At 64.3% G+C, this 25681-nt stretch carries 22 protein-coding genes; 8 read left to right on the plus strand and 14 right to left on the minus strand.

Annotated elements, in window-relative coordinates; genetic code table 11:
- Positions 1-44 precede the first annotated feature (44 nt).
- Entirely contained in the window at positions 45-656 is a 612-nt protein-coding gene (locus GOQ09_RS25405) for a glutathione S-transferase N-terminal domain-containing protein (protein WP_157616410.1), read from the minus strand.
- Between the two features lie 119 nt (positions 657-775).
- Between GOQ09_RS25405 and purB the strand changes: the two genes are divergently transcribed.
- The 4 genes from purB to GOQ09_RS25425 all read left to right on the plus strand — a co-directional run bounded on the left by purB (position 776) and on the right by GOQ09_RS25425 (position 6268).
- Entirely contained in the window at positions 776-2155 is a 1380-nt protein-coding gene (gene purB / locus GOQ09_RS25410; RefSeq protein ID WP_157616411.1) for an adenylosuccinate lyase, read from the plus strand.
- Positions 2156-2305: 150 nt separating this feature from the next.
- Positions 2306-3454, plus strand: a complete 1149-nt coding sequence (locus GOQ09_RS25415) for a PepSY-associated TM helix domain-containing protein (RefSeq protein WP_157616412.1) — start codon at positions 2306-2308, stop codon at positions 3452-3454.
- Positions 3455-3501: 47 nt separating this feature from the next.
- On the plus strand, positions 3502-5673 hold the full coding sequence (locus GOQ09_RS25420; protein WP_157616413.1) for a TonB-dependent receptor family protein: 2172 nt from the start codon (positions 3502-3504) through the stop codon (positions 5671-5673).
- Positions 5674-5707: 34 nt separating this feature from the next.
- On the plus strand, positions 5708-6268 hold the full coding sequence (locus GOQ09_RS25425; RefSeq protein WP_157616414.1) for a YaeQ family protein: 561 nt from the start codon (positions 5708-5710) through the stop codon (positions 6266-6268).
- Between the two features lie 13 nt (positions 6269-6281).
- Here GOQ09_RS25425 and GOQ09_RS25430 read toward each other — a convergent pair whose 3' ends face one another.
- Positions 6282-6587, minus strand: a complete 306-nt coding sequence (locus tag GOQ09_RS25430) for a putative signal transducing protein (protein ID WP_157616415.1) — start codon at positions 6585-6587, stop codon at positions 6282-6284.
- A gap of 13 nt (positions 6588-6600) precedes the next feature.
- A complete protein-coding gene (locus tag GOQ09_RS25435; protein WP_157616416.1) occupies positions 6601-7068 on the minus strand; it encodes a DUF3717 domain-containing protein in 468 nt (155 codons plus the stop codon).
- Between the two features lie 485 nt (positions 7069-7553).
- On the opposite strand from GOQ09_RS25435, the gene GOQ09_RS25440 reads away from it, so the two are divergent.
- The 3 genes from GOQ09_RS25440 (at position 7554) to GOQ09_RS25450 (ending at position 9296) form a co-directional block, all read left to right on the plus strand.
- Complete coding sequence (locus tag GOQ09_RS25440) at positions 7554-8297, plus strand: TerC family protein (RefSeq protein WP_157616417.1); 744 nt, start codon at positions 7554-7556, stop codon at positions 8295-8297.
- Between the two features lie 81 nt (positions 8298-8378).
- Positions 8379-8843 carry a hypothetical protein gene (locus GOQ09_RS25445; RefSeq protein WP_126749590.1) on the plus strand — a complete coding sequence of 155 codons (465 nt, stop codon included), beginning with the start codon at positions 8379-8381 and terminating at the stop codon, positions 8841-8843.
- 96 nt (positions 8844-8939) lie between these two features.
- Complete coding sequence (locus GOQ09_RS25450) at positions 8940-9296, plus strand: phage holin family protein (RefSeq protein WP_157616418.1); 357 nt, start codon at positions 8940-8942, stop codon at positions 9294-9296.
- A gap of 37 nt (positions 9297-9333) precedes the next feature.
- Here the strand turns inward: GOQ09_RS25450 and GOQ09_RS25455 are convergent, their stop codons facing one another.
- Entirely contained in the window at positions 9334-10899 is a 1566-nt protein-coding gene (locus tag GOQ09_RS25455) for a M48 family metalloprotease (RefSeq protein ID WP_157616419.1), read from the minus strand.
- A 54-nt stretch (positions 10900-10953) separates the two neighbouring features.
- On the opposite strand from GOQ09_RS25455, the gene moaC reads away from it, so the two are divergent.
- A complete protein-coding gene (gene moaC, locus GOQ09_RS25460) occupies positions 10954-11436 on the plus strand; it encodes a cyclic pyranopterin monophosphate synthase MoaC (RefSeq protein WP_028258305.1) in 483 nt (160 codons plus the stop codon).
- Between the two features lie 18 nt (positions 11437-11454).
- On the opposite strand, the gene GOQ09_RS25465 is transcribed toward moaC, so the two are convergent.
- From GOQ09_RS25465 to GOQ09_RS25520, 10 genes are all read right to left on the minus strand, one after another.
- Positions 11455-13173, minus strand: coding sequence for a PglL family O-oligosaccharyltransferase (locus tag GOQ09_RS25465; protein ID WP_157616420.1), 1719 nt, complete (start codon positions 13171-13173; stop codon positions 11455-11457).
- A 60-nt stretch (positions 13174-13233) separates the two neighbouring features.
- Complete coding sequence (locus GOQ09_RS25470; protein WP_157616421.1) at positions 13234-13659, minus strand: type IV pilin protein; 426 nt, start codon at positions 13657-13659, stop codon at positions 13234-13236.
- A gap of 20 nt (positions 13660-13679) precedes the next feature.
- A complete protein-coding gene (locus tag GOQ09_RS25475) occupies positions 13680-18659 on the minus strand; it encodes a PilC/PilY family type IV pilus protein (protein ID WP_242630937.1) in 4980 nt (1659 codons plus the stop codon).
- Positions 18660-18674: 15 nt separating this feature from the next.
- The gene (locus tag GOQ09_RS25490) at positions 18675-19247 is read right to left on the minus strand and encodes a pilus assembly PilX family protein (RefSeq protein ID WP_157616422.1); all 573 of its coding nucleotides are present in this window, start codon (positions 19245-19247) and stop codon (positions 18675-18677) included.
- Positions 19244-20020 (minus strand): PilW family protein, encoded by a 777-nt coding sequence (locus tag GOQ09_RS25495; RefSeq protein ID WP_242631157.1) that lies wholly within the window; start codon positions 20018-20020, stop codon positions 19244-19246. The genes GOQ09_RS25490 and GOQ09_RS25495 overlap by 4 nt, the downstream gene beginning before the upstream one ends.
- A 91-nt stretch (positions 20021-20111) precedes the next feature.
- Positions 20112-20651 (minus strand): type IV pilus modification protein PilV, encoded by a 540-nt coding sequence (gene pilV, locus GOQ09_RS25500; protein WP_157616423.1) that lies wholly within the window; start codon positions 20649-20651, stop codon positions 20112-20114.
- 29 nt (positions 20652-20680) lie between these two features.
- A complete protein-coding gene (locus tag GOQ09_RS25505) occupies positions 20681-21163 on the minus strand; it encodes a GspH/FimT family pseudopilin (RefSeq protein WP_157616424.1) in 483 nt (160 codons plus the stop codon).
- 720 nt (positions 21164-21883) lie between these two features.
- On the minus strand, positions 21884-22375 hold the full coding sequence (locus GOQ09_RS26575) for a pilin (protein ID WP_157616425.1): 492 nt from the start codon (positions 22373-22375) through the stop codon (positions 21884-21886).
- 201 nt (positions 22376-22576) lie between these two features.
- Positions 22577-23380 (minus strand): 3',5'-cyclic-nucleotide phosphodiesterase, encoded by an 804-nt coding sequence (locus tag GOQ09_RS25515; protein ID WP_157616426.1) that lies wholly within the window; start codon positions 23378-23380, stop codon positions 22577-22579.
- 29 nt (positions 23381-23409) lie between these two features.
- The gene (locus tag GOQ09_RS25520) at positions 23410-25671 is read right to left on the minus strand and encodes a CHASE2 domain-containing protein (protein WP_157616427.1); all 2262 of its coding nucleotides are present in this window, start codon (positions 25669-25671) and stop codon (positions 23410-23412) included.
- Between the last annotated feature and the right edge of the window lie 10 nt (positions 25672-25681).

The raw sequence follows: 25681 nt of genomic DNA on the forward strand, positions 1-25681 counted from the left end.
GGCGCCCCAGAAATGAAAAAGGCGCCCGGGGCGCCTTTTTCATTTCATGGTTGAGTGTCGATGAAGCTCGGCCGCAGCATCAGCTTGTCGTACAACTTTCCAAGGTTCGGGTGCTCGCCGCGCCAGTCGATTTCTGGAAAGCGAAACCCCACCCAGCCCAGCGCACAGCCAACCGCGATGTCCGACAGGCTGAGGTGAATGCCGCTGCAGAAGGGCTTGTCGCTCAGGCCCTTGGCCATGGCGGCAATCCCGCCCTCGACCTTGGCGCGCTGGCGCTCGATCCAGGTGGCGCTGCGCTCGCCGTCGCCGCGGCCGCTCCAGGTGGCTTCCAGGCGCCAGAGCACGCCGGCGTCCATGACGCCGTCGGCCAGCGCTTCCCAGGTCTTGACCTCCGCGCGCTCGCGGCCCTGCTGCGGAATGAGCTTGCCCACGGGGGACAGCGTGTCGAGGTATTCGACGATCACGCGCGAGTCGAACATCGCCTCGCCGCCTTCCATGATGAGGCAAGGCACCTTCCCGAGCGGGTTGGAGTGTGCGATGGTGGTGTCGGCGGACCAGACATCTTCGATCACGAACTGGTAGTCGAGCCGTTTCTCGGCCAGCACCACGCGCACCTTGCGCACATAAGGGCTGGCGGCCGATCCGATCAGTTTCATGAAGGCTCTCTCCCTTTGCTTTGATAACGATTGTTCGTGGCTATTTTAGGGGAACGCTGAAAAAGGCAGCTTCGAACTGCCGCGAACGGGCGTCGGCGCGGCCCGCCTAAAATTCGGGCATGAGCTTCTCCACCGTTTCCGCCCTCTCCCCACTGGACGGCCGCTATGCGGCCAAACTCGCGGCATTGCGTCCGCTGATGAGCGAACAGGGCTACATGCACCGGCGCGTGCAGGTCGAGGTGGCGTGGTTCATTGCGCTGTCCGACTGCGGCTTCGCTGAATTCAAGCCACTCACGGGCGGCGCCCGCAAGTACCTGCTGGGCCTGGTAGCCCACTTCTCGGAGGCCGACGCACTGGCCATCAAGGAAATCGAAAAAACCACCAACCACGACGTGAAGGCGGTCGAGTACTGGATCAAGTCCAAGTTCGAAGCCCGGCCGGAACTGCTGGCCGCCGCCGAGTTCGTGCACTTTGCCTGCACCAGCGAAGACATCAACAACACCAGCCATGCGCTGCAGATCCAGGCCGCCCGCGAGAAAGTGGTGCTGCCGGCCATCGACGGGCTGATTGCCAAGCTGCGCGAAATGGCGCACCAGTTCGCCGGCGTGTCGATGCTGTCGCGCACGCACGGCCAAACCGCGAGCCCGACCACGGTGGGCAAGGAAATCGCGAACGTGGCGGTGCGCCTCGCGAAGGCTCGCGCGCAGATTGCCGCGGTGCAACTGCTCGGCAAGATGAACGGCGCGGTGGGCAACTACAACGCCCACCTTGCGGCCTGGCCAGACTTCGATTGGGAGGCGTTCAGCCGCAAGGTCATCGAAACGCCCGCGCCGCTGGGCCTGGGCCTGAGCTTCCAGCCGTACAGCATCCAGATCGAGCCGCACGACTACATGGCCGAGCTGTTCGACGCGGTGGCGCGGGCCAACACCATCCTGATCGACTTCTCGCGCGACATCTGGGGCTACGTGAGCCTGGGCTACTTCAAGCAGCGTCTCAAGAAGGGCGAAATCGGCTCTTCGACGATGCCGCACAAGGTCAACCCGATCGACTTCGAAAACGCCGAGGGCAACCTGGGCCTGGCCAATGCGGTGTTGCGCCACCTGAGCGAAAAGCTGCCGATCAGCCGCTGGCAGCGCGACCTCACCGACAGCACGGTGCTGCGCAACATCGGCGTGGCCTTCGGCTACGCCACGCTGGCCTATGCAAGCCTGGCCACCGGCCTGGGCAAGCTGGAGCTCAACGAAGAAGCATTGGCCGAAGACCTCGACGCCTCGTGGGAAGTGCTGGCCGAGCCCATCCAGACCGTGATGCGCCGCTACGGCGTGCAGGGCGCCTACGAGCAGCTGAAGGAAGTGACCCGCGGCAAGACGGTCACGGCCGAGGCGCTGCATGGGCTGATCCGCTCGCTCGAGATTCCGGAATCCGAAAAAGAACGGCTCCTGGCCATGACGCCTGCAAGCTACGTGGGCAAGGCTGCAGAGCTCGCCAGTAGAATCTGAGGCTTCCCGCACCGATGCAACAGCCGCCCGAGGGCGGCTGTTCGCTTCGCGTCTTCGCTTTTCGTTTTCTGCCGAAATTTCCAGCCAACGCGCCGTGACCGGCGCGCCAGCCAACAACCGTGACGGGACGCCTCGAAGTCCCCGTTGTTCATGCGCGCCCCCCTGAGACGCCTCTGGCTCAAGATTCACCGCTGGATCGGCCTGTCGCTCGGACCGGTACTCGCCCTCACGGCGCTGCTTGGCGCCGTGCTGGTGGTGGCCTTGCCGATCGACCGCTACGCGCATCCTGACTTCTTCGTCGCGCGAAGCGCGGCCGATGCGGGAACAGCAACGGCCCGGGCCGCGCTTCCGCTCGAGCCGTTGCGCCAGCGCATCCTGGCCGAATTCGGCCCCACCACCAACTTCACGCTGCGGCCGCCCCGCAAACCCGGCGAAACGCTCTGGGTGTACGTGCGCGGGCCGTGGGAGGGCACGCTTTACCTCGACCCCGCAACCGGCGCCGAGCAAGGCCGGCGCGGGTCGCACGAAGGCGCCTACAACCTGATGTTCGAACTGCACAGCAGCCTGCTGCTGGAAGACACGGGCAAGGGCATCCTGGCTTTTGTGGCGCTGGCCTACCTCTTCCTGCTGGTCACGGGCGTGGTGCTCTGGTGGCCCACGCGCTGGCCGCCCTCGCTGCGCATTGTGCTGAACCGCGGCCTGCTGCGCGGCTTGTTCGACCTGCACCGGACGGGCGGCGCCGTGCTCGGGCTGCTGATCGCGGTGTCGATCTTCACGGGTGCCTACATGGCCTGGCGGCCGCTCGGCAACTTCATTTCAGCCGCGGTCGGGCAACAGCAGGTCAAGCCGCCTGTGGTACCCAAGGGCCCTACGTCAGCCCCCCGGCTTTCGCTCGACGAGCTCGTCGCCCGCGCCCAGCAGGTGTTTCCGGGCCAGCCGATCGGCTACGTCCAGGTGCCGGCCAAGCCCGACCGGCCGCTGCGCGTGCGCTTCCGGCTGCCCGACGATCCACATCCGAACGGCATCGGCTCGGCATGGCTGCATCCGCTGACGGGCGAGGTGCTGGCGGTGCGCCGCTGGCAAGACCTGGACGTGGGCAACGGCGCGGTGGTGGTGATCTACCCACTGCACACGGGCGAGCTGGGCGGGCTGGTGCACCAGGCCGTCACCGTGCTGCTCGGCCTTGCCCTTTGCGGTCTGGGCGTGAGTGGCGTCTGGCTCTGGTGGCGGCGCCGCGCGGTGGCTGCGGCGGCGGCTCGCGACCGGGCACTTTCCGGCAGCACGCGCACCACGTCTTGAGCGGGGCGCCGCAGCAGCTTTCGATTACTGATATCCGAGGAGAAACCTTGTTCAAACAGAAAAAGTGCGCCGCGCTGGTCATCGCGCTGTTTCCCATCAGCTTCCAGAGCTTTGCGGCCGACGCGGAGCCTGCTGATGCCGCGTCCGGCGCGAAATCGCTGGAGGCGGTGACCGTCACCGGCGACTGGCTGGGCTCGCCCAACGAGACCAAGGTGCTCGAGCATCCGGGCGCGCGCAGCATCATCGAACGCAAGCAGATCCAGGAAAGCGGCTCGAGCAGCGTGCGCGACGTGCTGCGCCAGGTTCCCGGCGTGCAGGTGCAGGAGAGCAACGGCACGGGCGGCAGCGACATCTCGCTCAATGTGGGCGTGCGCGGGCTCACCTCGCGGCTGTCGCCGCGCTCGACCATCCTGCTGGACGGCGTGCCGCTGGCCTATGCGCCCTATGGCCAGCCGCAGCTGTCGCTGGCGCCCCTTTCCCTTGGCAGCCTGGAGGCGGTCGACGTGGTGCGCGGCGCGGGCTCGGTGCGCTACGGCCCCCAGAACGTGGGCGGCATCATCAACTTCGTGACTAGGGCAATTCCGAAGCAGTTCGCCGGCGAAATCGGCGTGGGTGTCGAAAGCGCCAGCCATGGCGGCGGCGTCAAGACCACGCCCACGCTGTTCATGGGCGGCACCAACGAGAACGGCCTGGGTCTTGCGCTGCTGTATTCAGGCACGCACGGCGACGGCTTTCGCCAGAGCAACGACCACACCAGCATCAACGACCTGATGCTGAAGGGCGCGTATCGCATCTCGAACACGGACGACATCGCCGTCTCGCTGCACCATTTCGAAGGCAAGGGCCGCATGCCGGGCGGCCTGACGACGGCGCAGTTTGCGGCCAACCCGTTCCAGTCGGACCGCCCTTTCGACGAATTTTCGGGTCGCCGCACCGACGGCTCGATCAAGTACACGCATAACGACGGCGTGAACAAGTTCGAGATGCTGACCTACTACACGGACTCGTACCGCAGCAGCTACCTCGAGCAGGAAGGCACGGGCGCCAACACCGGCAGGCGCCGGCTCACCACGGCTCCGCGCGACTACAAGACCTTTGCCATCGAGCCCCGCTATTCGCGGCTGATCGATTCGGGCAGCGTGGTGCAGGAAGTGAGCGTGGGCGTGCGCTACCTCAAGGAAGAAGCCTCCGAGGTGGCAACGCGCAGCAGCTACTACACGCCCACACCCGGCTACAACGCCTACACCCGTGCGCAGCCGGCATACCAGACCAGCAAGGGCGGCACGACCGCGCATGCCTTCTACATCGACGACCGCATCGACTTCGGCAACTGGACGATCACGCCCGGGGTGCGCTACGAGTCGATCCGCTCGCACAACGATGTCTTCACGGTGGCAAACAACCGCGTGACGGGCGCGATCTATCCGAAGATCGACTCCAACGAGGTGCTGCCGACGCTGTCGGTGCTCTACCGCATGAGCGAGCGCTGGTCGGTGTTCGCAAACGCCGGCGTGTCGTTCGGCCCGCAGCAATACGCCCAGCTTGCGCAGTCCACCACCGGCCTGCACCCCGAAAAGGCAAAGACCTATGAAATCGGCACGCACTACAAGGGCGAGGCCTGGAGCGGCGAGCTGACGCTGTTCAACATCAATTTCGACAAGGAACTGCAGCTGGCCCGCTCGATCACCGGCGACGTCGGCCAGTGGACCGACCTGGGCGCCACGCGGCACCGCGGCCTGGAGTCGGCCCTGCGCTACGACATGGGCAGCCTGAGCGATTCGCTCAAGGGCCTGTCGCTGTCCGCGACCTACACTTACACGCAGGCCACCTCGAAGGCGGGCGCCTTTGCGGGCCGCGACCTGCCGTTCTACTCGCGCCAGGTGGCAACGCTCGGCGCGCGCTACGAACGCGGGCCATGGACCTTCAACGCCGACGTGTACGCGCAATCGAAGCAGCGTTCGCCGGGCTCACCCGACGACGGCGCAAACTACATCACGCTCGAAGATTCGACCGGCCGGCTCGGCGACATCCCGGGCTACGCCACGATGAACCTGCGCGCGGGCTACGACTTCGGCCCCTCGATGAGCAACCTGAAGCTGGCCGTCGGCATCAAGAACCTGTTCGACCGCCGCTACTACAACCGCTCGGTCGACAACAACGGCGGCAAGTACGTGGGCCAGCCGCGCACGCTGTACATGCAGGCTTCGGTGGCGTTCTGAAGAACCCCATGGGGGCGCATACACTCGCGCACCCATGGCCCTCAAATCCACCATCTTCAAGGCCGCCCTCGCGGTGGCCGACATCGACCACGGCTACTACGCCGACCATGCGCTGACCCTGGCGCGCCACCCGAGCGAGACCGACGAGCGGATGATGATCCGGCTTGTCGCGCTCGCGCTCAACGCCTACAAGCTGCAGGACGTGTGCCAGGGCGACGGCACGCTGGCCTTCGGCGCGGGTCTGTCGAACGTGGACGAGCCCGATGTGTGGCTGCGCGATTTCACGGGCGAGACCAAGCTGTGGATCGAGGTCGGTCAGCCCGAGGACAAGCCCATCATCAAGGCCTGCGGCAAGTCGGACGAAGTGATCGTCTATTGCTTCAACCATGCCGCCGAGATCTGGTGGCGCGGCATCGAGAACAAGCTCACGCGGCCGCAGAACCTGTCCGTCTACCGGGTGCCGACGGAGGCCTCGCAGGCGCTGGCCGCGCTGGCGCAGCGCAGCATGCAGCTGCAGGCGACGATCCAGGAAAACACGCTGACGCTGGGCGACGGCACAAACAGCATCGACGTCGAACTGCTGCGCTGGAACTAGCGCTCAACAGGCGCTAGGCAGCCGGCATCATCGCGCCGCAGTGCCAGCATTGCTCGAAGCCGCCTTCGATCCGCTCGCCGCACACGCATTGCCAATTGCGCTGCGGCCGATGCTGCGCCGCATGCAGCACGTGCCGGGCGCGCTCGAACTGGGTTTCATCGTCGATCCAGATTTCGGGCAGGCACTGGTCCGGCGGCAACTGGCCCATCACGGCGCCGAGAAATTCGCGCTGGACCGTCGCCTCGACGCCCTCCTCGCGCAAGGCATGCACCCACAAGGTCGCAATCGCAAGGTTGGGCGCTTGGGCGAGGCGGCGCATGCGGTGGCCTCTCTCAGGGCGTGTCGTCGGGGCCGAGAGGCTCGGCGGGATCTTCGTCCGGCCATTGAGGCGGCTCGGCCTCGCGGGCGCGCTCGGCATACTTGTTGAAGCGCCAGGCCGTGTCTTCCATGGTGATGCGGCGCCACGTGACGCGCTTTTCGGCCGGCGACATGGCGGGCCAGTGCTGCACCTCGTCGAAGCTGCGGCCGCAGCCCTTGCACTGGTCGTCGCCCTGGCTGGTGGAGCAGATGGCAATGCACGGCGTGTCGGGCGTGCTGTGATACCAGTCGAGCCAGGCGGCCCAGGCTTTTTCAGGGAAGCCCTGCTCGTCGACTTCGTCTTCATGGTGGAACACCATGAGCGCATAAACCTCTGCGAGCGCACGCAATTCGGGCGCCAGCGTGATGCCGTCGGGCGAGGGACTCTTCTCGCGCCAATGGTTGATGGCGGCCTCGATGTCTGTGATGTGAATGGCGGCCATGGAAGAGAAAAAACAGCGAGCGGCGATCATAGTCCGGCAATGCCCTACCGAGTCCGAAGGTTATGGACGCTCCTAAATAAATAGCGCCTGTACAAGCGCTGGCGAATCTTCCAGAAGCCTTCCGCTTGAAGACCTAAAACTTTCCGGTTGCCAGAACAGGGGCCTCGATGCTCTAATCCCGCCTACGAAGGGGAGTAGCTCCCGACCGCCATCCAACGGCGGAAATCGACAGGTCGTCAATACGAAGCACAACACTTCCGGCCTGTCGGGCAATGCGTGCCTGCGGGCGGCGTTGTCGAGCAAGACCTTCGATTTGAACCTGCGCAGGTTTGATCGAAGCGTTCCTGAATTCCCGGTTCCACCACCGGTCTTCGTCATGCTTCGAACAGCCCGCACGGGATGAATCGAAACGAACGAATGCGCCAAACTGCCGCCAATCCTCTTAGGATGGATGGCCGAATGGCGCGCGAAGACAAGAGGAACGTATGGAACAGTTCATGGCCCCGGAATTCTGGGTCGCGGTCGGTCAGATCATCATGATCGACATCCTTCTCGGTGGCGACAATGCCGTCGTCATTGCCTTGGCTTGCCGCAAGCTGCCGCCTGCGCAACGCACCAAGGGCATTCTTTGGGGCACCGCCGGTGCCATCGTGCTGCGCGTGATATTGATCTTCTTCGCGCTCACGTTGCTGGCGATTCCGTTCCTCAAGCTGGTCGGCGCCGCGCTGCTGGTGTGGATCGGTGTCAAGCTGCTGGCGCCCGACCATGACGACGCGCACGGCAACATCCAGGGCAGCGACAAGCTGTGGGCCGCCGTCAAGACCGTGATCGTGGCCGACTTGGTCATGAGCGTGGACAACGTGATCGCCATTGCCGGCGCCGCTCAGGGTGCCGGCCAAGGCCACCAGATGCCGCTCGTGATCTTCGGCCTGCTCGTGAGCATTCCGATCATCGTCTGGGGCAGCCAGCTGGTCATCAAGCTGATGGACCGCTTCCCGATCATCATCACGGTCGGCGGCATGCTGCTGGGCTGGATTGCCGGCACCATGGCGGTCTCCGATCCCGCGTTGTCGAACACCGCGGCCTGGACCTGGGTACCGAAGGTGCCGCAGAGCGACACCGTCAGGTACGCCGCCGGTATTGCCGGTGCGCTGCTGGTACTGGTCATCGGCAAGCTGGTGGCCATGCGCCGCCCGAAGCACGCCGAAGAAGCCGCGACGACGAGCTGATCGCCCACAGCCGCCATCGGAGAAAATGCTCTTCCTCTATGGAACAGTCTCTGCCACTCTAACTACTTAAAGGAGCGCCTCATGGAAAAGATCATTCTCTATGTCGACGACGCTGGCTATGCCGCCGAGCAGTTCGCAGAACTCGCACCGGATGCCGGCAGCGTCGTGGCGCGCCATTGGGTACTGGTGGCCTGCGCTCCGCGCATGACGCACCGCATCAGCAAGTGGGTGAGCCACAGCGCGCGCGAAAACTGGCGCGCCAAGTGGTTCAGCAAGGTGCAGGCGCAGCTGCTGCCCATGCTCGAGCGCAATGGCGGGCAGGTGACGGCGGTGCTTGCCAAGGGCCCGCTGACCGAACTGACGCAGCAACTCAAGCGTGAGCATGCGGCCACGCACGTGGTCGATGCGCGCCGTCCCAAGATCGGCGTCGACCTGGAGCCGGTCACGCACGAGCAGACGCCGCCGCGCCAGTCGGGCTGGGCTTTTCCCGGTGCCGTGATGGGCATGGGCGCGCTGCTGGTGCTTGCGAACGAACTCGCGGAGTAGCCGCGCAGCCAAGGCTTCAGCGCTCCCCTGACGAGCCCCGGTGCGGCAACGCCCCGGGGCTCGTCGTTTTGTGACTGCTGGGGTATCCTGCGGCGCATGCGCATCATCATCAAATGGCTGCTCAGCGCCGTGGCGCTACTGGCGGTCGCCTACCTCTACAGCAGCGGTGTCCATGTCAACAGCTTCGGCTCCGCACTGATTGCCGCCGCGGTCATCGGCCTGCTCAACATGATCGTGCGGCCGGTGCTGGTGGTGCTGACGCTGCCGGTCACCATCGTCACGCTGGGGCTGTTCCTGTTCGTGATCAATGCGCTGCTGTTCTGGGCCGCATCGGGCCTGCTCGCGGGTTTCCAGGTCAGCGGCTTTCTGGCGGCGCTGATCGGCTCGCTGATGTATTCGCTGCTGGGCCTGGTCATCGAAGCGGCCTTGGGCGGGCTTCTTTCGAAGCGCTGAGCAAAACGCCCGCGCTCCCTTCCGCCTCTCTCCAGCCTCACCTCAGCGGCGGCTCTTCAGCCTGCCGCTTCACCAGCGCCTCCACGGCCCGCGCGCGGGTGTCGATGATCGACGCCTCGTAGTGGTCGATGGGCGCACCGGGCTTGCGCACCAGCTCCTGCGCGGCCTTGAAGCGGTCGCGTGCGGCCGGGTAGTCGAGGATGGCCACGTTCGCTTCCGCATCGGCCCGCACGGCGCGCAAGGTGTCGTTCTGTGCGCCGTAAAGATTGGCCAGCGCCCGCCAGGCAGTGGCGTCGCGCGGATGCGTGGCCACCCAGTCGCGCAGCACGGGCACCATGGGCGCAGGCTGGCGGGTGGCCACGGCAGCCTCAGCCGCAAGCAGCATCTCCGGACGCTCCCTGGATTTCACGTCGAGCAAGGTGGCGGCCTTGGGAGCGCCGCCGCTGGCGAGCTCGATTTCAGCGTTGAGCCATCGCGCCAGCTTGGCGGCGGATGCGTCTTCGGCGGTGCGCGCAGTCAATCGCTCGGCCATCGCGCGCGCCGATCTGAAATCGCGCAGCTCCTTGGCCGACAGCGCTGCCGCGTAGAGCGTGCCGGCCTGCTGGGCCGGGCTGCTCCTGGCGAACTCGCCGCTCGAGGCGGCGTCGACCCAAAGCCGCAGCACATCGACACCCGGCCGCGTGAGCACCCGCGCACGCGCCGCGATCATGGCGTGGTCCATCACCAGCGGCATGGCCGGGGCCGCGTCCATGCGGAACTGGAAGCGACCCTGCATGTCCGAGATGCGCTCCGACGTGAGCGGATGGCTGCGCAGATAGGGGTAGGAGCCGTTGTCATTGAGGCGCGAGGCGTACTGCAGCTTCTCGAACATCGTCGCCGCGCCCTGCGGTGCAAACCCCGCCTGGGTCATCACGCCAAAGCCGACACGGTCGGCCTCGCGCTCCATGTCGCGCGAGAAGCTCAGCTGGTTCTGCATGAAAAGCGCCTGGCTGCCCATGATCACGGCCTGGCCCGCATCGGCGTTGCGGCTCTTGCTGGCCGCGATCATGCCGAGGATCAGCCCCGCCACCATGAGCGGCATCTGCTTGCCCTGCCTGCTCATGATGCGCGAGATGTGGCGTTGCGTGACGTGCGAGAGCTCATGCCCGAGCACCGTCGCCAGCTCGTCGCGGCTGCCCACGGTGGCAATCAGGCCCATGTTCAGTCCCAGGTAGCCGCCCGGCAGCGCGAAGGCGTTGATGTTGCGGTCGCGGCCCAGCAGAACGACCCAGGCAAAGCGCTCGTCGAGCTCGGGCGTGAGCTCGCCGCGCTCGCGGGCGGCCGTCATAAGGCGCTGCCAGATTTCCTGCACATAGGCGCCGACCACCGGGTCGTCGATGTAGTCGGTGTCGCGGTAGAGCTCGCGTGCGATCTGGTCGCCCAACTGGCGCTCCGCGCTGGCCGTCATTTCGCCGCCGTCGCCCAGGCCCGGCAGCACCTGCAGCTGCGCGCGGGCAGGCACCGGCAGCACAACCTGGCATGCTATTAAAACGGTAGCGCACAACGACCGCAACGCGGGTGCGGCAGAACTTTTTTTCTTGGCAAAAGGAGTCAAGCGCGGCATTCCTCGTCCATGGCTCGGGCTCGTATGATGCACCTCCACACCGAACGTTCACACATGAGCTCCCTCACCCATTTCGACGCTCAGGGCCAAGCCCACATGGTCGACGTCGCGGCCAAGCCCGCAACCCACCGCGTGGCCGTAGCCACGGGCCGCATCGAGATGCAGCCCGCGACGCTGGCGCTGATCGAATCGGGCACCGCAAAGAAGGGCGACGTGCTCGGCATCGCCCGCATTGCCGGCATCCAGGCCGCCAAGAAAACCAGCGACCTCATTCCGCTGTGCCATCCGCTGGCACTCACGCGTGTGGCGCTCGCGTTTGCGCTGGCCGAAGAAGGCAACGCGCCGCAAGTGGTGTGCACCGCCACCGTTGAAACCGTGGGGCCGACCGGCGTCGAAATGGAAGCGCTGACCGCCGTGCAGGTGGCACTGCTCACGATCTACGACATGTGCAAGGCGGTTGACCGGGGCATGCGGATCACCGACGTGCATGTGCTCGAAAAGCACGGCGGAAAGTCGGGGAGCTACGTCGCCGGTTAGCTCGCCGGCCAGGTAAACCTAGGGCGACCGCGCGTCGACCGGCTGGCCCTTGAGCCACTGCTCGTATTCGACCGGAAAAGCGATGCGGAAGCGCTCCGCCTGTTCCCAGGCCTCTTGGCCCCGCCCCGTCAGTTCGGCGCTTTCGATCAGCTTGACGATCACGCGGGGCTCGGGCGAGAAATGCAGGATTCGCGCGGCCAGAGAATGAATCTCGGCGGCGTTGGCGGTGGTAACCCGCGTGAGCGTCAGTTCGGCAAAACCCACCTGCCGTGCGAAGAGCCAGGACTTCTTCGCCTTGGCCAGCGTGTCGTCTTCGTAAGCCGGCAAACGCTCGTCGCGCGGCAGGTAGATCTGGCTGATGCGGATGTAGTCCCATGTGGCGTAGCCGACCACCGCCGCCAGCACGGTGGCCGCCACGGCGGGCAACACCGGCGCGTTGAGCCACTTGGCATTGAACCGTTGCCGCGACGAAGCAACTCGCGCCGGCCACAGCACTCCCAGGCACAGCCCGAACGCCAGTTGGAACGGCCCGTACCAGAGCGGATATTCCAGCAGGCTGTGCAGCACGATCGCACCCAGCATGCCCCACGCCATCAGCCGCGCCGGATCGCGCTCGCGCCAGGGCCGCGCCGCCAGCACCATCCAGATGAACCCGCCGCAGATCAGCACCGAGGCCGGAATGCCCAATTCCACGGCCAGGTGCAGCGGCAGGTTGTGCGCGTTGTCCAGGATCTCCGGGAACCGTGGCCCTGAATACAGCGTGCTGTAGTGCGCAAAGGCCAGTTCGCCCCAGCCCCACCCCGTCCATGGATGCTCGGCAATCAGCGTGAGCACATTGCGCCAGAGAATCATCCGCGTGTGGTCGCCTGGGGCGCCTTCCTGCAGGCGGCGCATCATGCCTTCGACCTCGCTGGCGGTGAGCTGCGGCAGCAACCAGGCGATGGCGAAATAGATCGGGACCATCGCCACCAGCACGAGCGGCGGGGGCAGGCTGAAATGCTTCGTGTCAGTTACAGGCGCGCTGCGGCGTTCACGCCACGCGATCAACGTTGCGACCCCCACGATCGACAGCAGCTGAAGCAGCCCGGTGCGCGACGTCGACGCCGCTGCGGCCACCAACAGCAGCAAAGCAGCCGCCACCAGCCAACGCCTGATCTGCAGCGACGGCTGCGCGGCGTGGATCCAGAGCGCCGCCACCAGCGCCATGCTGATCAGCGTGGCGAACTGATTGCGCTGGCGCAGGTTGCCGTACGCCTGGCCGAGCGCGGGGGTGGTGGTCCAGGGCACCAGCGGTTCGGCCAGGCCGTAGTACTGGAGCAGGCCGAGCACGGCGCTGACGAGGCCGGCCGCGAGAATGCCCGTCGCCAGAACCGCTGGGGCGGAGGGGCCGCCCTGGGCGATGCCGGCGCCCGCGCAGGCCGCAGCTGCAATACCGGCCAGGGTCGCGCAAACCGGCAGCCAATAAGAAATAGGCTCCCCACGCGCTGACAGCACCACGGCAATCGCACCCGTCGCCAGCCAAACCCATATCTCCTGCTTGGGGCGCGCGGCTGGTCCAATCGCAAGCAGTCCCGCAACGCACGCCCAAGTTGCCATCAGTTGCCAGACATTGACCGATGGCCCGCCGACGAGTGGGCAGAGAAAGGGGAATGCGATCAGCCCCGCACGCACGGCGTGGCCGATTTTTGCAGCGGAGGCGGGTGCGGGCGCCTCGAAGGGCATGGCTCGAAGCGTCATCCGCTCGATTGTGCCAACCGCTTTTGTCCCCGTCCTTCTACACGTGCGGTGTGAGGGGGCTTAGCGCCAGCAAGTCGCCGCTGTTCCCGGACTATCGGCTGCCATGCCCTTGGCTCCCTTGGCATTCAAAGTGAAGTCGCCACACTTGCGATCCGCAGCCTGCGCCCCTGCGCGGGTCGCCTTCAATGTGAAGCCACCGTCGTCGGCGACCACATCCAAGGTCAGCGTGTAGTAGCCGTTTTGCGATGCGAGGCCTGTTGGCAGCTTCAGTTTGTCCAACTCGCCGGCGCCGGCGTACACGCCGTTCTGCGCCCTGAAACGCTCTTGCCGGGCGGCTGCGTCATTGAGCAGGTTCTGCCCTTCTACGCGCCGGGACCGCATCACGTACTCCGTGTATGACGGATAAGCGATCGCCGCAAGAATGCCGACGATGGCCACTGTGATCATCAGCTCGATCAGGGTGAAGCCCTTTTCAGCATTGCGCACTGGTTTCTCCTTCAAAAAGATCAGCTCGGATTCGGCGGCTGCTTGCGCCAGCTTTGACGGCCGAACTGCAAACCGTGGTTGACGCGCCGCTCGGCGTTTGCTTCGGGGTCGAACACCCGCTCTCCGCGAATGGTCTGCCTGCCCGCACCCGTTCCTGTGCCACTGACCTGGCCGCCGGCCATTGCATCGGCGCCATTGAAAAATCCATCGCCGTTCATGTCGAACACGACGTAATCGGTTCGGCCGCCGCCATTCGGATCGATGCCGTAGATCGTGCCGCTCATGCCCGCCGCACAAGGATCGTCTGAAGTCCGCACCGACGAAAGGAACAGCCCCCGGCCGTACAGCGTCATGTCATAGACCACCTTCTCGCCGTTGCGTGGCAGGTCTACCATCCACCCCCACTTTTCGACATCGATGTCCCGCTTGGCAGTCGTGTCGGTCTTGTACCACTGCACTGTGTTGTTCGTGAGCGAGAAGTTGCCTGAGCCGGTGTCCAGTTCCGCGAACGACTGGCTCTGCATATCGGCGCGTCCCTTGGCTGCGGTCGGCAATGGTGTGGGCGCCGCCACGCCCCTTTCGTTGTAGCGCTCCCAAACGCCATACACGGTCTGCCTCTGCGTGCTGCTCTTGTCGCTGGCCGTCAACAGGCGGCCGGTGCCAATGATCACCAGATCGCCCTTGCCCGTGGGGTGCGGCACCACATAGGGAGCCGCCGTGATCGCCTGGCGCTTGCCGTCTGCGGCCTTGGCAGTGAAGAACTTCTGCACCGTCCACGCCGAGACGTCGCCGCTGCTTATGTCGAAGCGCCACACGTTGCCCGCCAAGTCACCCGCGTAGGCCAGGTCCACCTTGCCATCGCGGGTGTTATCCACGGCGGTTGCACGCGAGAGCCCGTTGCCCAGGGGCAGTGACGCCGTCAACTCGTCAGCTGACATGCCGCCATCCAGATTGAATTGCCGGAGCACGGCGCCATTCGAAACATCCAGGACGAACAGGCTGGCACCGCCACCGCCCGCGGTGCTGTTGCCCCCTTGATAACCGCCGGGCACCAGGGCAACCCACTTGCCTTTGCCAGTCGCCGGATCATTGAGCCGTGCGATGGTCGGCTGCGGCAGGGAGTTGCCCATGTTGGCGTTCTGATCGGACCCGAACTCCCACAGCAGTTGGGGCGACGTGGGGTCGGTGATGTCCAGCGCAAACACTTGCCTGCCGCCAGCGCCCAGGCTGCCGATCATCACCTTGTGCCACGCTCCGCCGAAATACACGTCAGAGGCAACCGGTGAGCCGTCGACGTAGTAGCGGTGCGATGTGCCGTCTTTCTTGCCGTAATCGGGCGCGGTGAGCGTGTTCAGACTGTTGCGCAACGCCGTAGGAATAAACGCGAACTCCTCCACGCCGTTCTCGGCACGGAAGGCGTGGAGCATGCCGTCGTTGGCGCCCACATAGATCATCTCCGGCTTGCTTGCCTGACCGGTGACAAAGTCGGCGTAGTTGCTGCCTGTGCCCTCCAATGCATCCGCAGCTGTTGTCCGGTAGAGCGCGCCCTTGACGCGCAGCGGCGACGAATTGACGATGTCGCCGAGCAGATTGGGCTTGCCGCTGGGCAGGACCTTGCGGGCACGGAACGTCTCGCTCTCGCCGCGCAGGAAGCTGATGCGCTGTTCGGCCCTGGCATCTGCCTGGTTGGTGGCAGGGTTCCTGTTGAGCGCGGTGAGCCAGGCCGCATCGGCCGTCTGCCCACCAATGCCCGCAAAGGTGAATGGACGTAGGGTGGGCGTGGTGGCGCCTGCACCCGCATAAAGAATATTCCGGGGCGTTGTGCGCGCGGCCAGCTGCTCTGCTGCGCTCCACTGACGCACGTAGTTCAAGCCGGTGGTGGCGTTATCCGTCAGCCTGTCGCGGATTACGTCACCGACCCAGCCTTCGGCCTCGAAGCGGGTGCGGTAGATATCTGCGCCCGAAGCGATGGTGCCGCCGGGCACGTCCACCGACACAGCCGTCACCGAATTGGTGTTCTGCAAGATATCGTTGAAGGCCTTGGTCATCTGCGCCTTCAGCGTGGTGGCGTTGGTGACCAGGAAATAGTTGTCCGGATCGCCCGCGACCGAGGCGGGATCACGCCCCGGCATACCGTATTTGGCGGCGTACCACAGAGGGCCCTTGAGGAAGCTACCCGAAGAACCCGTGGTGCTGGGCGTGAAGGTCCGACTGGCCGTGAGCGGCAGGTTGGCGCACTCCGAATCGTTGGATTTCCCGACGCAATAGCCAGGCGCGCGGCTGGGAGGCGTGTTCAGCGCGTAGTACACCGAACCCGTGTCCTTGTCCCGCACCTCCAGATACATGCCGTCCTGGTTGGTACCGGAGATCACATAGCCCATGTGCTGCCCGATGCCGCCGGCGGCGTATTCGGACAGCATGTCGACCTTCACGCTGCCGTCCGCCTGTAGCGCAACGGTGTAACGCGAGATGGCGTCCATGTCGTGGTCGGCGCCCTGCTCCACGTCCTCGTAGTTGATGCGGAACTCTGCATAGGGCCGCCCACCGTTGATGTTGGCATTCTGGTCGGCTGCGCCGGTGTTGGCGATGCGGTCGACGTAGTAGTCCACGATCTGGTTGGTCGGCGCGAAGCGCGTGGGATCGATGTTGTAGCCGGTAACAGACTTGGCAAAAGGGGAGATCGTCACGAATCGGCTATTGCCTACCGGAAACCGAATCTCGGGCAACGGGGAAGCGATGGCTACCGAATACGTCATCAGCCGGTTCTTGCCCCGGGCATTGCCAAAAACAGCGTTGTTGGCACCAAAACGCGAGACCCCCGCGGAGTAATAGCTGCCTTCCTTGCTGGGCTCTTGGGGCGAGAGGCCGCGCACCCATGAGAGATCGTCGACCGTCTTCACAGACGGTGCGCCGTTCGCATTGGTCGAGGTCGACTGGCCGATGAAGAAGTTCTTGCCATTGATGCCCTCGGCCGTGCCGATGGCCGCAACCTCGTTGGCCACGTTGAAGCCGGTCAGTGCGTCCGCATTGACTGCGATGGACTGGAAGCGGCTACCCGGCATTTTCGTGTCATACGAAGGATTGATGTCGCTGACCACCGTCATTACCGGACGCGCGCAATGCTGGTAGCCGCCGCCGTTTGGTTTTGCCGCGTAGGGCGACACCCAGTCAGGCTTGGAAAGATTCAGCGGATCTATGCTGTCCTTCGCCCCGCTGCCGTAGTCGTACTGACTGTGCGGACCGGTAGCTCCACCAAAATAGCGCAGCGTCTCGAACATCATCTCGCCGACGGGGTTGCCCCACATCGAACATATCGACGGATCGGTCTTGCCGCTGATGGGACCGTCGGCGATCCAGCCGCAATCGTTGTACTGGCTGCCGTTGAAGCCGATCAGGCGCAGGCGGTCCATGTTGGCAACCACGCCGGCGACGCCGGTCTGGAATACGCCCGTTTGTGGGTTGACCTCGTCAGCAAAGCTGCTGATGTTGCGCCGCAGGATACCCCCCGCGATGTTCTTCTGGTACGAGCCAGAGAGCAGGCCGAAGTACATCTTGTTGTTTTCACCGAAATCGTGCAGCAAGCCTGTGGGCTTGTAGACGGGCGTGCCGCCGCTGTTCGGATAGGCCTTGCAGCTGGCTTCACGCAAGGCCGAGTCGTTGCTGGAGCAGGTTTCCACCCGGATCTTGTGGGTCGTGATGACGCTGGCGTTCCGCGTGATCTTCATCGCCAGCCCCCAGTTGTCGTCGCCCGATCCTTCGACATGGCGGAAATTCACCGTCTTCCATCCTGCAGTGGTAAACGTGATGTCTTTTGAGTGGCTTTGCAAACCGGCCTGGCTGCGGTCTCCGCCATGGCCGCCATACCAGCCCCAGTCCTTGCCATCTACCGTGGCCTCCACGGCGTCGTCTCCATCAACGCCAAAGGTGTAGGTGCCCACCGCAGGGATGTAGATCTCACCCTGGATCTCTGTCAGGTAGTTGTCGTGGGTGCAGCCATTGGTGCCGTTGAAGGGGTTGTTGTTTGCGCCTGTCGTGTCGATCGAACTGATCGGGCCCGTGCCGCACAGGTTCGTATTTTTACCGTTGGAGTCGAAGAACTTCTTCATTTGCGACGCGTTCGGCGGCGTCTCCGATTTGTCGGTCTTCTTCCACGTCATGATGGTCAGATTGCGATATGCGCTGCTCGGCAAGATCTCGAATGCCGAAGTGCCGTTGGTTGCGCATGCCACTCCGCCCAAGCAAAGCTCTTGTCCCGCCGTTCCCTCTTTGGAAACCCAGTCCCAGATCTGGAACTTCGAGTCGTTGAGTACTCGCAGACGGGGGATCGCGTTGTCGCCGCTTTCGCCCAGTGTGGTCACGGCAAAGAGATGGCGCGTGCCGCTCACCGGCTGTGCCAGCGGCGCGTAGTCGCTGATGTTGTAGACGGTGCCGTCGCGGGCCGGGTCGTACGCCTTGCCCCAGGAATGCGCGTCACGAGGCAGATAGGCCGCCTGCAAAACGGTGCTGGCGGTGGTGTCGGTCACGCGCGTTCCGCCGTAGAGCACCCGGCGGATGGCGTCCATGCGCGATGTGGACAGATAGTTCAGGAAGTCGCCGCTCCAACGGGTTCCGCCTGCACATATCTTGTTCTTGGCACCCGTGGCAGCCGCGACCGGCGTGAACTTGTCGTTGCTGTATTCGTAGCAGGCGTTGTTGTTGAAGTAGCCGTAGTAATCGATCTGGTCGGGTTTGTAGCCCACGTCGATCACGCCGTCACCGTTCAGATCGGAGGCATCGTTGTAGGCCTCGTAGTAGAGCTTGTGGTCGCGCCCCATCACCAGCATGTTCAGCGGCGGGTTGCTCTCGCTCACGAACAGCGGCGTCTGTGCCAGGCCCGTGTCTCCGCTGTCCTGCGCGGTAGCCAGGTGCTGGCCGAACAGCAAGGCCGCAGCGGCCGCGAGCAAGCCGAGCGTATGAAAGATGCGAAAGGGTGAGCGGTTTGAACCGGTGGAACGAGCCATTTCAGCCCTCCTCGATTATTTGATGAACAGATTGACCGTGGAGCGCAGGCAAAACGCCTGCGGCCCGCAGATTTGCACGTCGTCGTCCGCGGTGGCCTGGGCATTGAGTTCATAGAACTCAGTGCAGCCGGCATTTGCGGCCTCGAGCGCCGATGTGGCGCTCGACCCCTTGGGACAGACGGTGGAGATGTAGCGCGGGTACCAGGAGGCGTAAGGCGCCGCGAACCCCGTAGCAGCGGCATGGGTGGTAAACGACGTGTTCAATCCGAGGACATCGGTGCGGGCCTCGGCAACGTAGCAGGGCTTGACCCCGTCGAGGGGGGTGGTCGCACCATCCGCGCACTTGGCAAGCGATATGCCGTACTTCTGGATAGTGCGTTCACCTTCGCGCAGCGCGCCGTCCGCCGTCTCTTGAAGTTTCTGGCTTTCGAGCATGTTGCCCGCGATGCGCGCCTCGAGCGTGACGCTGCGCATTCCAACCACCGCCAGTACCAACACCAGCAGCATCATGATCATCGCGACGAACAGCGCGGCTCCGCGCTGGCGCTCGCGCCGGGAAGAAGACAAAGAGTGGTGTGGCGCGCTCATGGCATCAGGTTTCTTAACGTGAGGGAGCCGCTCGCAAGCTGGTAGAGCTGGCCCTTGCTGGTGTCGCAATTGGCGACGTCGCCCCCTGCGCCTGTCCATCGGTCGCACACCGACGAGTCGATGCCCCCCGTGACCCTCTCGGTCGTACTCGCCAGCAGCACGGCATAACGCAACGAACGGATGACGTCGTCGCCCGTAGGAATGGCCGTCTTGAATTGCTCGACGCGACGCTCGGCGAGCGAGTCGCTGCCTTTGCCGACGCCGAATTCGAAATGCACGCCGCGAACGCCGGCGGCCACTTCCTGCTTGTTGGGGTCGGCCTGACTGCCGGCCTGGCAAGCCAGCGCTTCCCCACTGAGGAAGTACTTTTCGACGAACATACCCGCGCCCAGGGCCGGCGCGGGCGGTGCTTCATACGCCTTCAGCCCGGCGATGCCCGCCGCCGATCCCGCACAGTCTTTCTCGTCGTTGTCGCGCGCCTGGTAGCGAATGCACAAAGTGCTGGCGTTGACCGCGTACATCGCCTGGCCCGCGGCGAACTGGCAGCCGTTGGGATGCGCAGCTTCGTCCGCTGGAAACGCCTGCTCCATGGCCTGCGTCGGGTCGCGCCGATAGCCGGCCTTCGTGAACTCGTTGTCCAGGGCTCCCAGCGCGTAACGGCTGTTGCCGAGGTTCTCGCTCTGACTTGTGCGAAAACCGAAGTTACGCAACCCTTCCATATATATTGTGGTGGCAATCAGAATGACGAAGAGGCCTACCGCCACCGCCACCATGAGTTCCACCAGCGAAACTCCTCGCTGGGCCTCGCAAGAGCGATCGATCGTGCGGCCGTGCGCCAACTGCTGATATGTACGCAACATGGACTCAGAGCCTCGATCGCAACGTGTATGAGCAAAAATCATTGTCGGTTCCATCCAGACATTGACCCTTCTTGACCGGCCAGGCGACGGTGACCGAGATGACGCCGCTGCCTACATCGAGGCCGACGATGAAGTTGCTCGTGAGAAGAGCATCCGGCAATTCAGGCATGAGCTGCTTGGCCCGTGCGCCCCAGCAACCCAGCCGTTTGGCCGGCTCGGCGGCCAACGGCTTGCAGTCGTTCGCAGCAACGGCCGCCAGTTCTGCTCCCGCCGCTTTCGCGTAGCCGCCCAAATCCACCTTTGGCGCGCCATTCGCATCCAGGGCGGTGAGCGTGTCGCCGCGCATCGTCTCCATCAGTTCGGAGGCAACCATGGAGGCCATCTGGCGCCGCTCGGTGTCGGTGGTGAATCCGATGGCGCGCACATGCATGCCTGCGGCGCCGAGCAGGCCAATGCTCACCAGCAGAACGGCCATGAGAACCTCGATAAGGCTCAAGCCCGCCTGCCGGGACGGCGAAGAAGAAGATGAACGGGAGACTTTCATGGAAGAAACTCCGACAAAACCGCCGGACCTCATGGGCAGGCCTCGCCGGTTGCCACACGTTGCACGCGCACCAAGCCCGGCCCGCTCACGCTGAGACACTGCACGCGCGTTGCATTGGTCGTGGAAAAGGACAGCGTGTACGGGGCGCTACCGGCAGCAGGTCGGGCCTGGCCCGAGGCTTCGAAGGCCACACCCCCAGCGGAGTCGGGCTCGACGCTGACCACATCGGACAGCGTGGCCTCGCGCAGCACTTGATTCCCTACTTTGACCTGCCACTTCTGGCCCGTCGCGGTAACGGTGCTTTCAGTGCGCTTGTAAACGCTCTCGGCACGGGCGAACTCGAACAGGGTCTGCAATTCCTGTGCTGCGGATGACACTCTTTGATTGGCAATCATCGTCGTGAACGATGGTGCCGCGAGCGCGGCCAAGATAGCCACGACGGCAACCACAGTCATCGCCTCGATCAAGGTGAAGCCCTTTTGCGCTTGCGGTAACAGAGTTGATGTTTTCATTGCGCGCCCCGGTCCCAGACCTAGGTGTCAATCGGTTGAATAACGTTTCTTATGGTAACGTTTGTCGCGCGAATTGTTACTACGGCGAAGAACCACTCGCCGCCTTAAAGCTACCGTTTGTCAGAAACGCAGAGCTTTTGCACGCCGCGGGCGACCCGGACGCTCGAGGAATCGACCGATCTGCGATAAGCAGTTGACTAGTCTTCCAGCCGGGGCAACGAGAAAACCGGTCGAGATGGAATTTGAGCGAGTGCTCGGAAGGGCTCGGCCGATGCGGGAGCCGAGCCGACATCATCGGCCTAGCCAGAATCGTGACGTCGGCGGTGCTCCGAACTAGATCGTGGCGAGGCAACCGGCTCTAGCGCCACTGCAACTAGGCGCTCGACTTCGGAGCAAACCCCAGCGCTGACGCCGACGTCGACTAGGCAGCCGTGCAGCTAAATGTCACGTTCTGCTAGTAGGCGCTCACGGCTCTCATGCAGGAGTGGTGAGATCAACATGACCTCGTTGCTACCTGCCGTGGCTGTCCATTTGGAGCAATTTGCTGGTTCGAACAGCCACGCCTTCGGTGATGGAGTGCGCACTCGAACCGTGCAATCCAGTTTTTTAATCCCGGATGTTGTGAAAACTTCCGCGGATGGCGTAGCGCATCAACGGTTAAAAACAAATGAAAAAACCGCCCGAAGGCGGTTTGACATATATCTTTTCAATGAGCAGTAATTAGCGGCCCGTGGTCTTCACATAGTTACCAAGAGTGTCAGCAGCTGTTGCAACACATGCAATATTGCCGCCAGCGTTGATCGCGCAATCGGCGTTATAAACCAACGATTTCACTTCCGCGGTCCCGGTGAAAGCGATGTTCACCTTACCAGGAGTGGGAGGTGTACCTGCAGTTCCGGCCGTGCCGGTCAAAGCTACGATGCTTCCATACTTGGGAGTCGTCAACGCAGTACCCGCGTAGCCATACTTTTGCAGATCTGCCAACGTATCGCAAAGAGTACCGTCGCCAGCCGAATCGTCCATACATGCCTTAACCGCGGACTTGACGCCTTCAACTTCAGTGATGTTGACGGCCCACTTAGACTTCACGATGTAATCCTGATACGCCGGCAGAGCCACCGCAGCCAAGATGCCAATGATCGCCACAACGATCATCAATTCGATAAGGGTGAAACCCTTTTGCACGTTGCGTGCGATAGAACGACGGTTCATTCAAAAACTCCAGGTTGGTTTGTACAGCCCGGGAACCAAGCCCGGCGCGCAGTACATATCGCAGCATCTGTGCCACCCCGTTTCGAGCCTTTGGCCGACGAAACCCGTCACTTCATGCCTACACAAGTTACATTGAGTGACATAAATCGCTTACAAAGGCTCAAATGCGTGACAAATTTGTCATGCCAGTCCTCCGGCGGCTCAAAAGGTCAGCACCCCATTCGCCTTCAACCACCGGATATCCCGCTGAGCCAACCCCGGCACTTGGTGCCCAGCCAGCAACTGGATCTGGCTCATGATTTCTTCGGTCTCTGCTGGCTTTGTGTGCGTGATGTAGATCGGGTACTGCTTGCCCGGATCGATATGCGCCAGCTCGTCGGCCAGCACATGCGGCGACAGGTGCAGGCTGCGTTCCGCCAGCGCCTGCTCGCGGTTGCTGAAGGCGGTTTCGATGACCAGCATGGCCACGTCCAGCGCATTGACGCGGTCCCAGAAGGGGGCGTTGCGTTCGGTGTCGCCGGTAAACACCCAGTTGGCGCCACCATCGGCGCGGCATACGGCAAAGCCGCAGGCGGGCACGGTGTGCACGGCGGGGAGAACCTCGATGCGCTTGGGCGTGGCGCTGCCAAGCTGCAGGACTTGGCCGACTGTTATGTCGTGAAAGCTCACGAAGGGCGCCTGCGGACTCGGAATGGTCTCGAAGTCCGGCCAAATAACGTTGTTGAACACATGGGCCCGCAGCGCCTCGATGGTGGAGCGCAGGGCGTGCACGCGCACGGGGCGGGTGCGGCGGGCGCCGACGGCGTCGAGCATGAGGGGGAGCGCGGCGATGTGGTCGAGGTGGCAGTGAGTAAGCACTACGTCGTCGATGCCGGCCATTTCGTCGAGCGTGAGGTCGCCCACGCCGGTGCCGGCATCGACGAGCAGGTCGGTGTCGACCAGGAAGGATGTGGTCCGGCAGTCCTTGGCGATGGCGCCCGAGCAACCCAGCACGCGAACCTGCATTGTGAAAGTCCCTTTGCTTGTGCCTGTCGTCATTTGGTTTCGAACCGGGTTGCGCCGTCCCATTCAGGGTCGTATGGCCGCAATGCCATGGAGGCTAATCGCTGGGCGTAGAGCTGGTAAAGGACTTTTTTGGCATCCGCCGCGAGCAGCGGATCCAGCAAGTTGCGGCCTGCGGCCCAGTCTTGGCGACGGTAGGCGTCAAGAACGCCGGCCCAGCGATGCAGTTGCTCGGCGTGCTGCTGCGCGGCCCCCGTCTGCGGGCTGGTGCTAGGGCCGAGCGGCGTGAATACGGCCACGGCCTGGGCCTTGCCTTTGACGAGCACGCTGTCGAGCTCTTGCCAGAGAAAGCCGGGCGCGAGCTCGCGGGTGACGCCGCTGGCCACAATCTCCACGCCGTAGTGCGCGCTCAGGCCTTCAAGCCGGGCAGCGAGGTTGACCGCATCGCCGACGACGGTGTAGCTGCGCCGCGCCGCCGAGCCCATGTCGCCGACGCTCATCACGCCGCTGTTGATGCCGATGCCCACGCTGATCTGGGGGCGCCCGTCGGCAACGTGAAGCTTGTTGATGTCGCGCACGGCTTCGGCCATTTCGAGCGCGGCGCGCACGGCAAGGGTGGCGTGCTCGGGGGTGTCGATGGGCGCACCCCAGAAGGCCATGACGCAATCGCCCATGTATTTGTCGACGGTGCCGCGGTGCGCGCTGATCACGCTGGTGAGCCGGTTGAACAGGGTGTTGAGAAAGGCCTGCAGCTCGGCCGGAGTCATCTGCTCCGAAAGGCGGGTGAACTCGCGCATGTCGCAGAACATGACGGTCATGTTCTTGCTCTCGGCGCGCATGCTGTAGCGGCCGGGGGTCACGAGCATTTCGTCTACCAGTTCGGGCGGCACGTAGGTGCCGAAAAGCCGCGCCAGCCCGCGGCGCGCGCGGGCCTCGATGAAGTAGCCCCAACCCATGTTGGAGATGAAAGCCAACGCGGCCATGGCCAGGGCGGACGCCAGCGGAAGCACAAGACTGTGGCTGCGGTAGAGCCACGCATTCACGCCGACCAGCACGACAACGGTGACGATGCCGAGCACAACGGCGCGCGGCGCCGGCAGCAGCGTCAGGCCCAGCGCCAGCACAAGCCCCGCGGCCAGCACGTTCAGCACTTCGTAGCCGGGCGCGTAGTCGGGCACCGCGAGCAAGCGGCGGTCGAGCATGGCCGACACCACGTTGGCATGCACCTCGACACCGGGAAACGCCGCGCCTACCGGCGTGGCGCGCAGGTCTTGCAAACCTGGTGCTGTCGCGCCCACGAGCACGATGCGACCCTTCAGTTCGCCCGGCGCGAGCCGGCCCTCGAGCACGTCGGTGGCCGGCACATAGCGGAACGAGCCGCCATTCGCCCCGCCCGGACCGCGGAACGGCACCTGCATGCTGGCTGTTGTGTCGACCGGCAAGCGCAGGCCGCCCACGATGAGCGATTGCAGCCGGGGCACGGCGCCGCCCGATGCAAAGGCCGGCAGCACGGGGGGCGTGCCAGTGGCAAGCCTGTAGACGGCCAGCCCCAGCGATTCGTAATACCCGGGCCGGCCGCGGTCGCCCTCATAGCGCGCGATGAGCGGCACGGTGCGAATGATGCCTTCGTCGCTCGAACTGACCAGCGTATTGAGAAAACCCGATGCCGGCGCGGCAGCCGCCAGCACCGGCAGGTTGGCGCCGAAGCCGTTCCACGCCGTGGCGTAGCCATGGTCCGCCGGAAAGGCCTCGGGTAGCAACAGCGGCGCCGCCGGCAACTGTCCCTTGGCGCCGGGCTTCTCAGTTCGCGTGAAGTAATAGCCCAGGGCCACGCGCTGGCCGTCCAAGGCCTTGGCAAAGATGGCGTCGTTGTCGAGCGATGGCGCCACGCGTTCGATTTCAGCAGCAAGGCCGGGCATGTCGCGCAGCGGCCCGCGCGCAATCTGCCGCAGCTTGTCGAGGCCGGAGCTTCGGTCCGGCTCGACGAACATCACGTCGAAGCCCAGCACCGCCGCCTGCTGGCGCCCCGTGAGTTCCCTGGTCAGCCGGGCCAGTTTGTCTCGCGCCCAGGGCCATTGCCCCTGCCGCGCCAGGCTGGCGTCGTCGACGTCCACGATCACGATACGGGGGTCGAGCGTGCCCGGCATGGTGGCGCGCAGGCGGGTGTCGTAGATCAAGTGGTCGAGGTGGTCGAGCACGCTCAGGCGCCAGGCACCGGTGGCATGCGCCAGGGCAAGCAAAACCGGCAGCAGAGTAATGACGATGCGTGGCCAATGCCGCCGGAGCGCATTCATGGCGTCGGCG

It is taken from the genome of Variovorax paradoxus (assembly GCF_009755665.1).
Lineage (GTDB): Bacteria > Pseudomonadota > Gammaproteobacteria > Burkholderiales > Burkholderiaceae_C > Variovorax > Variovorax paradoxus_G.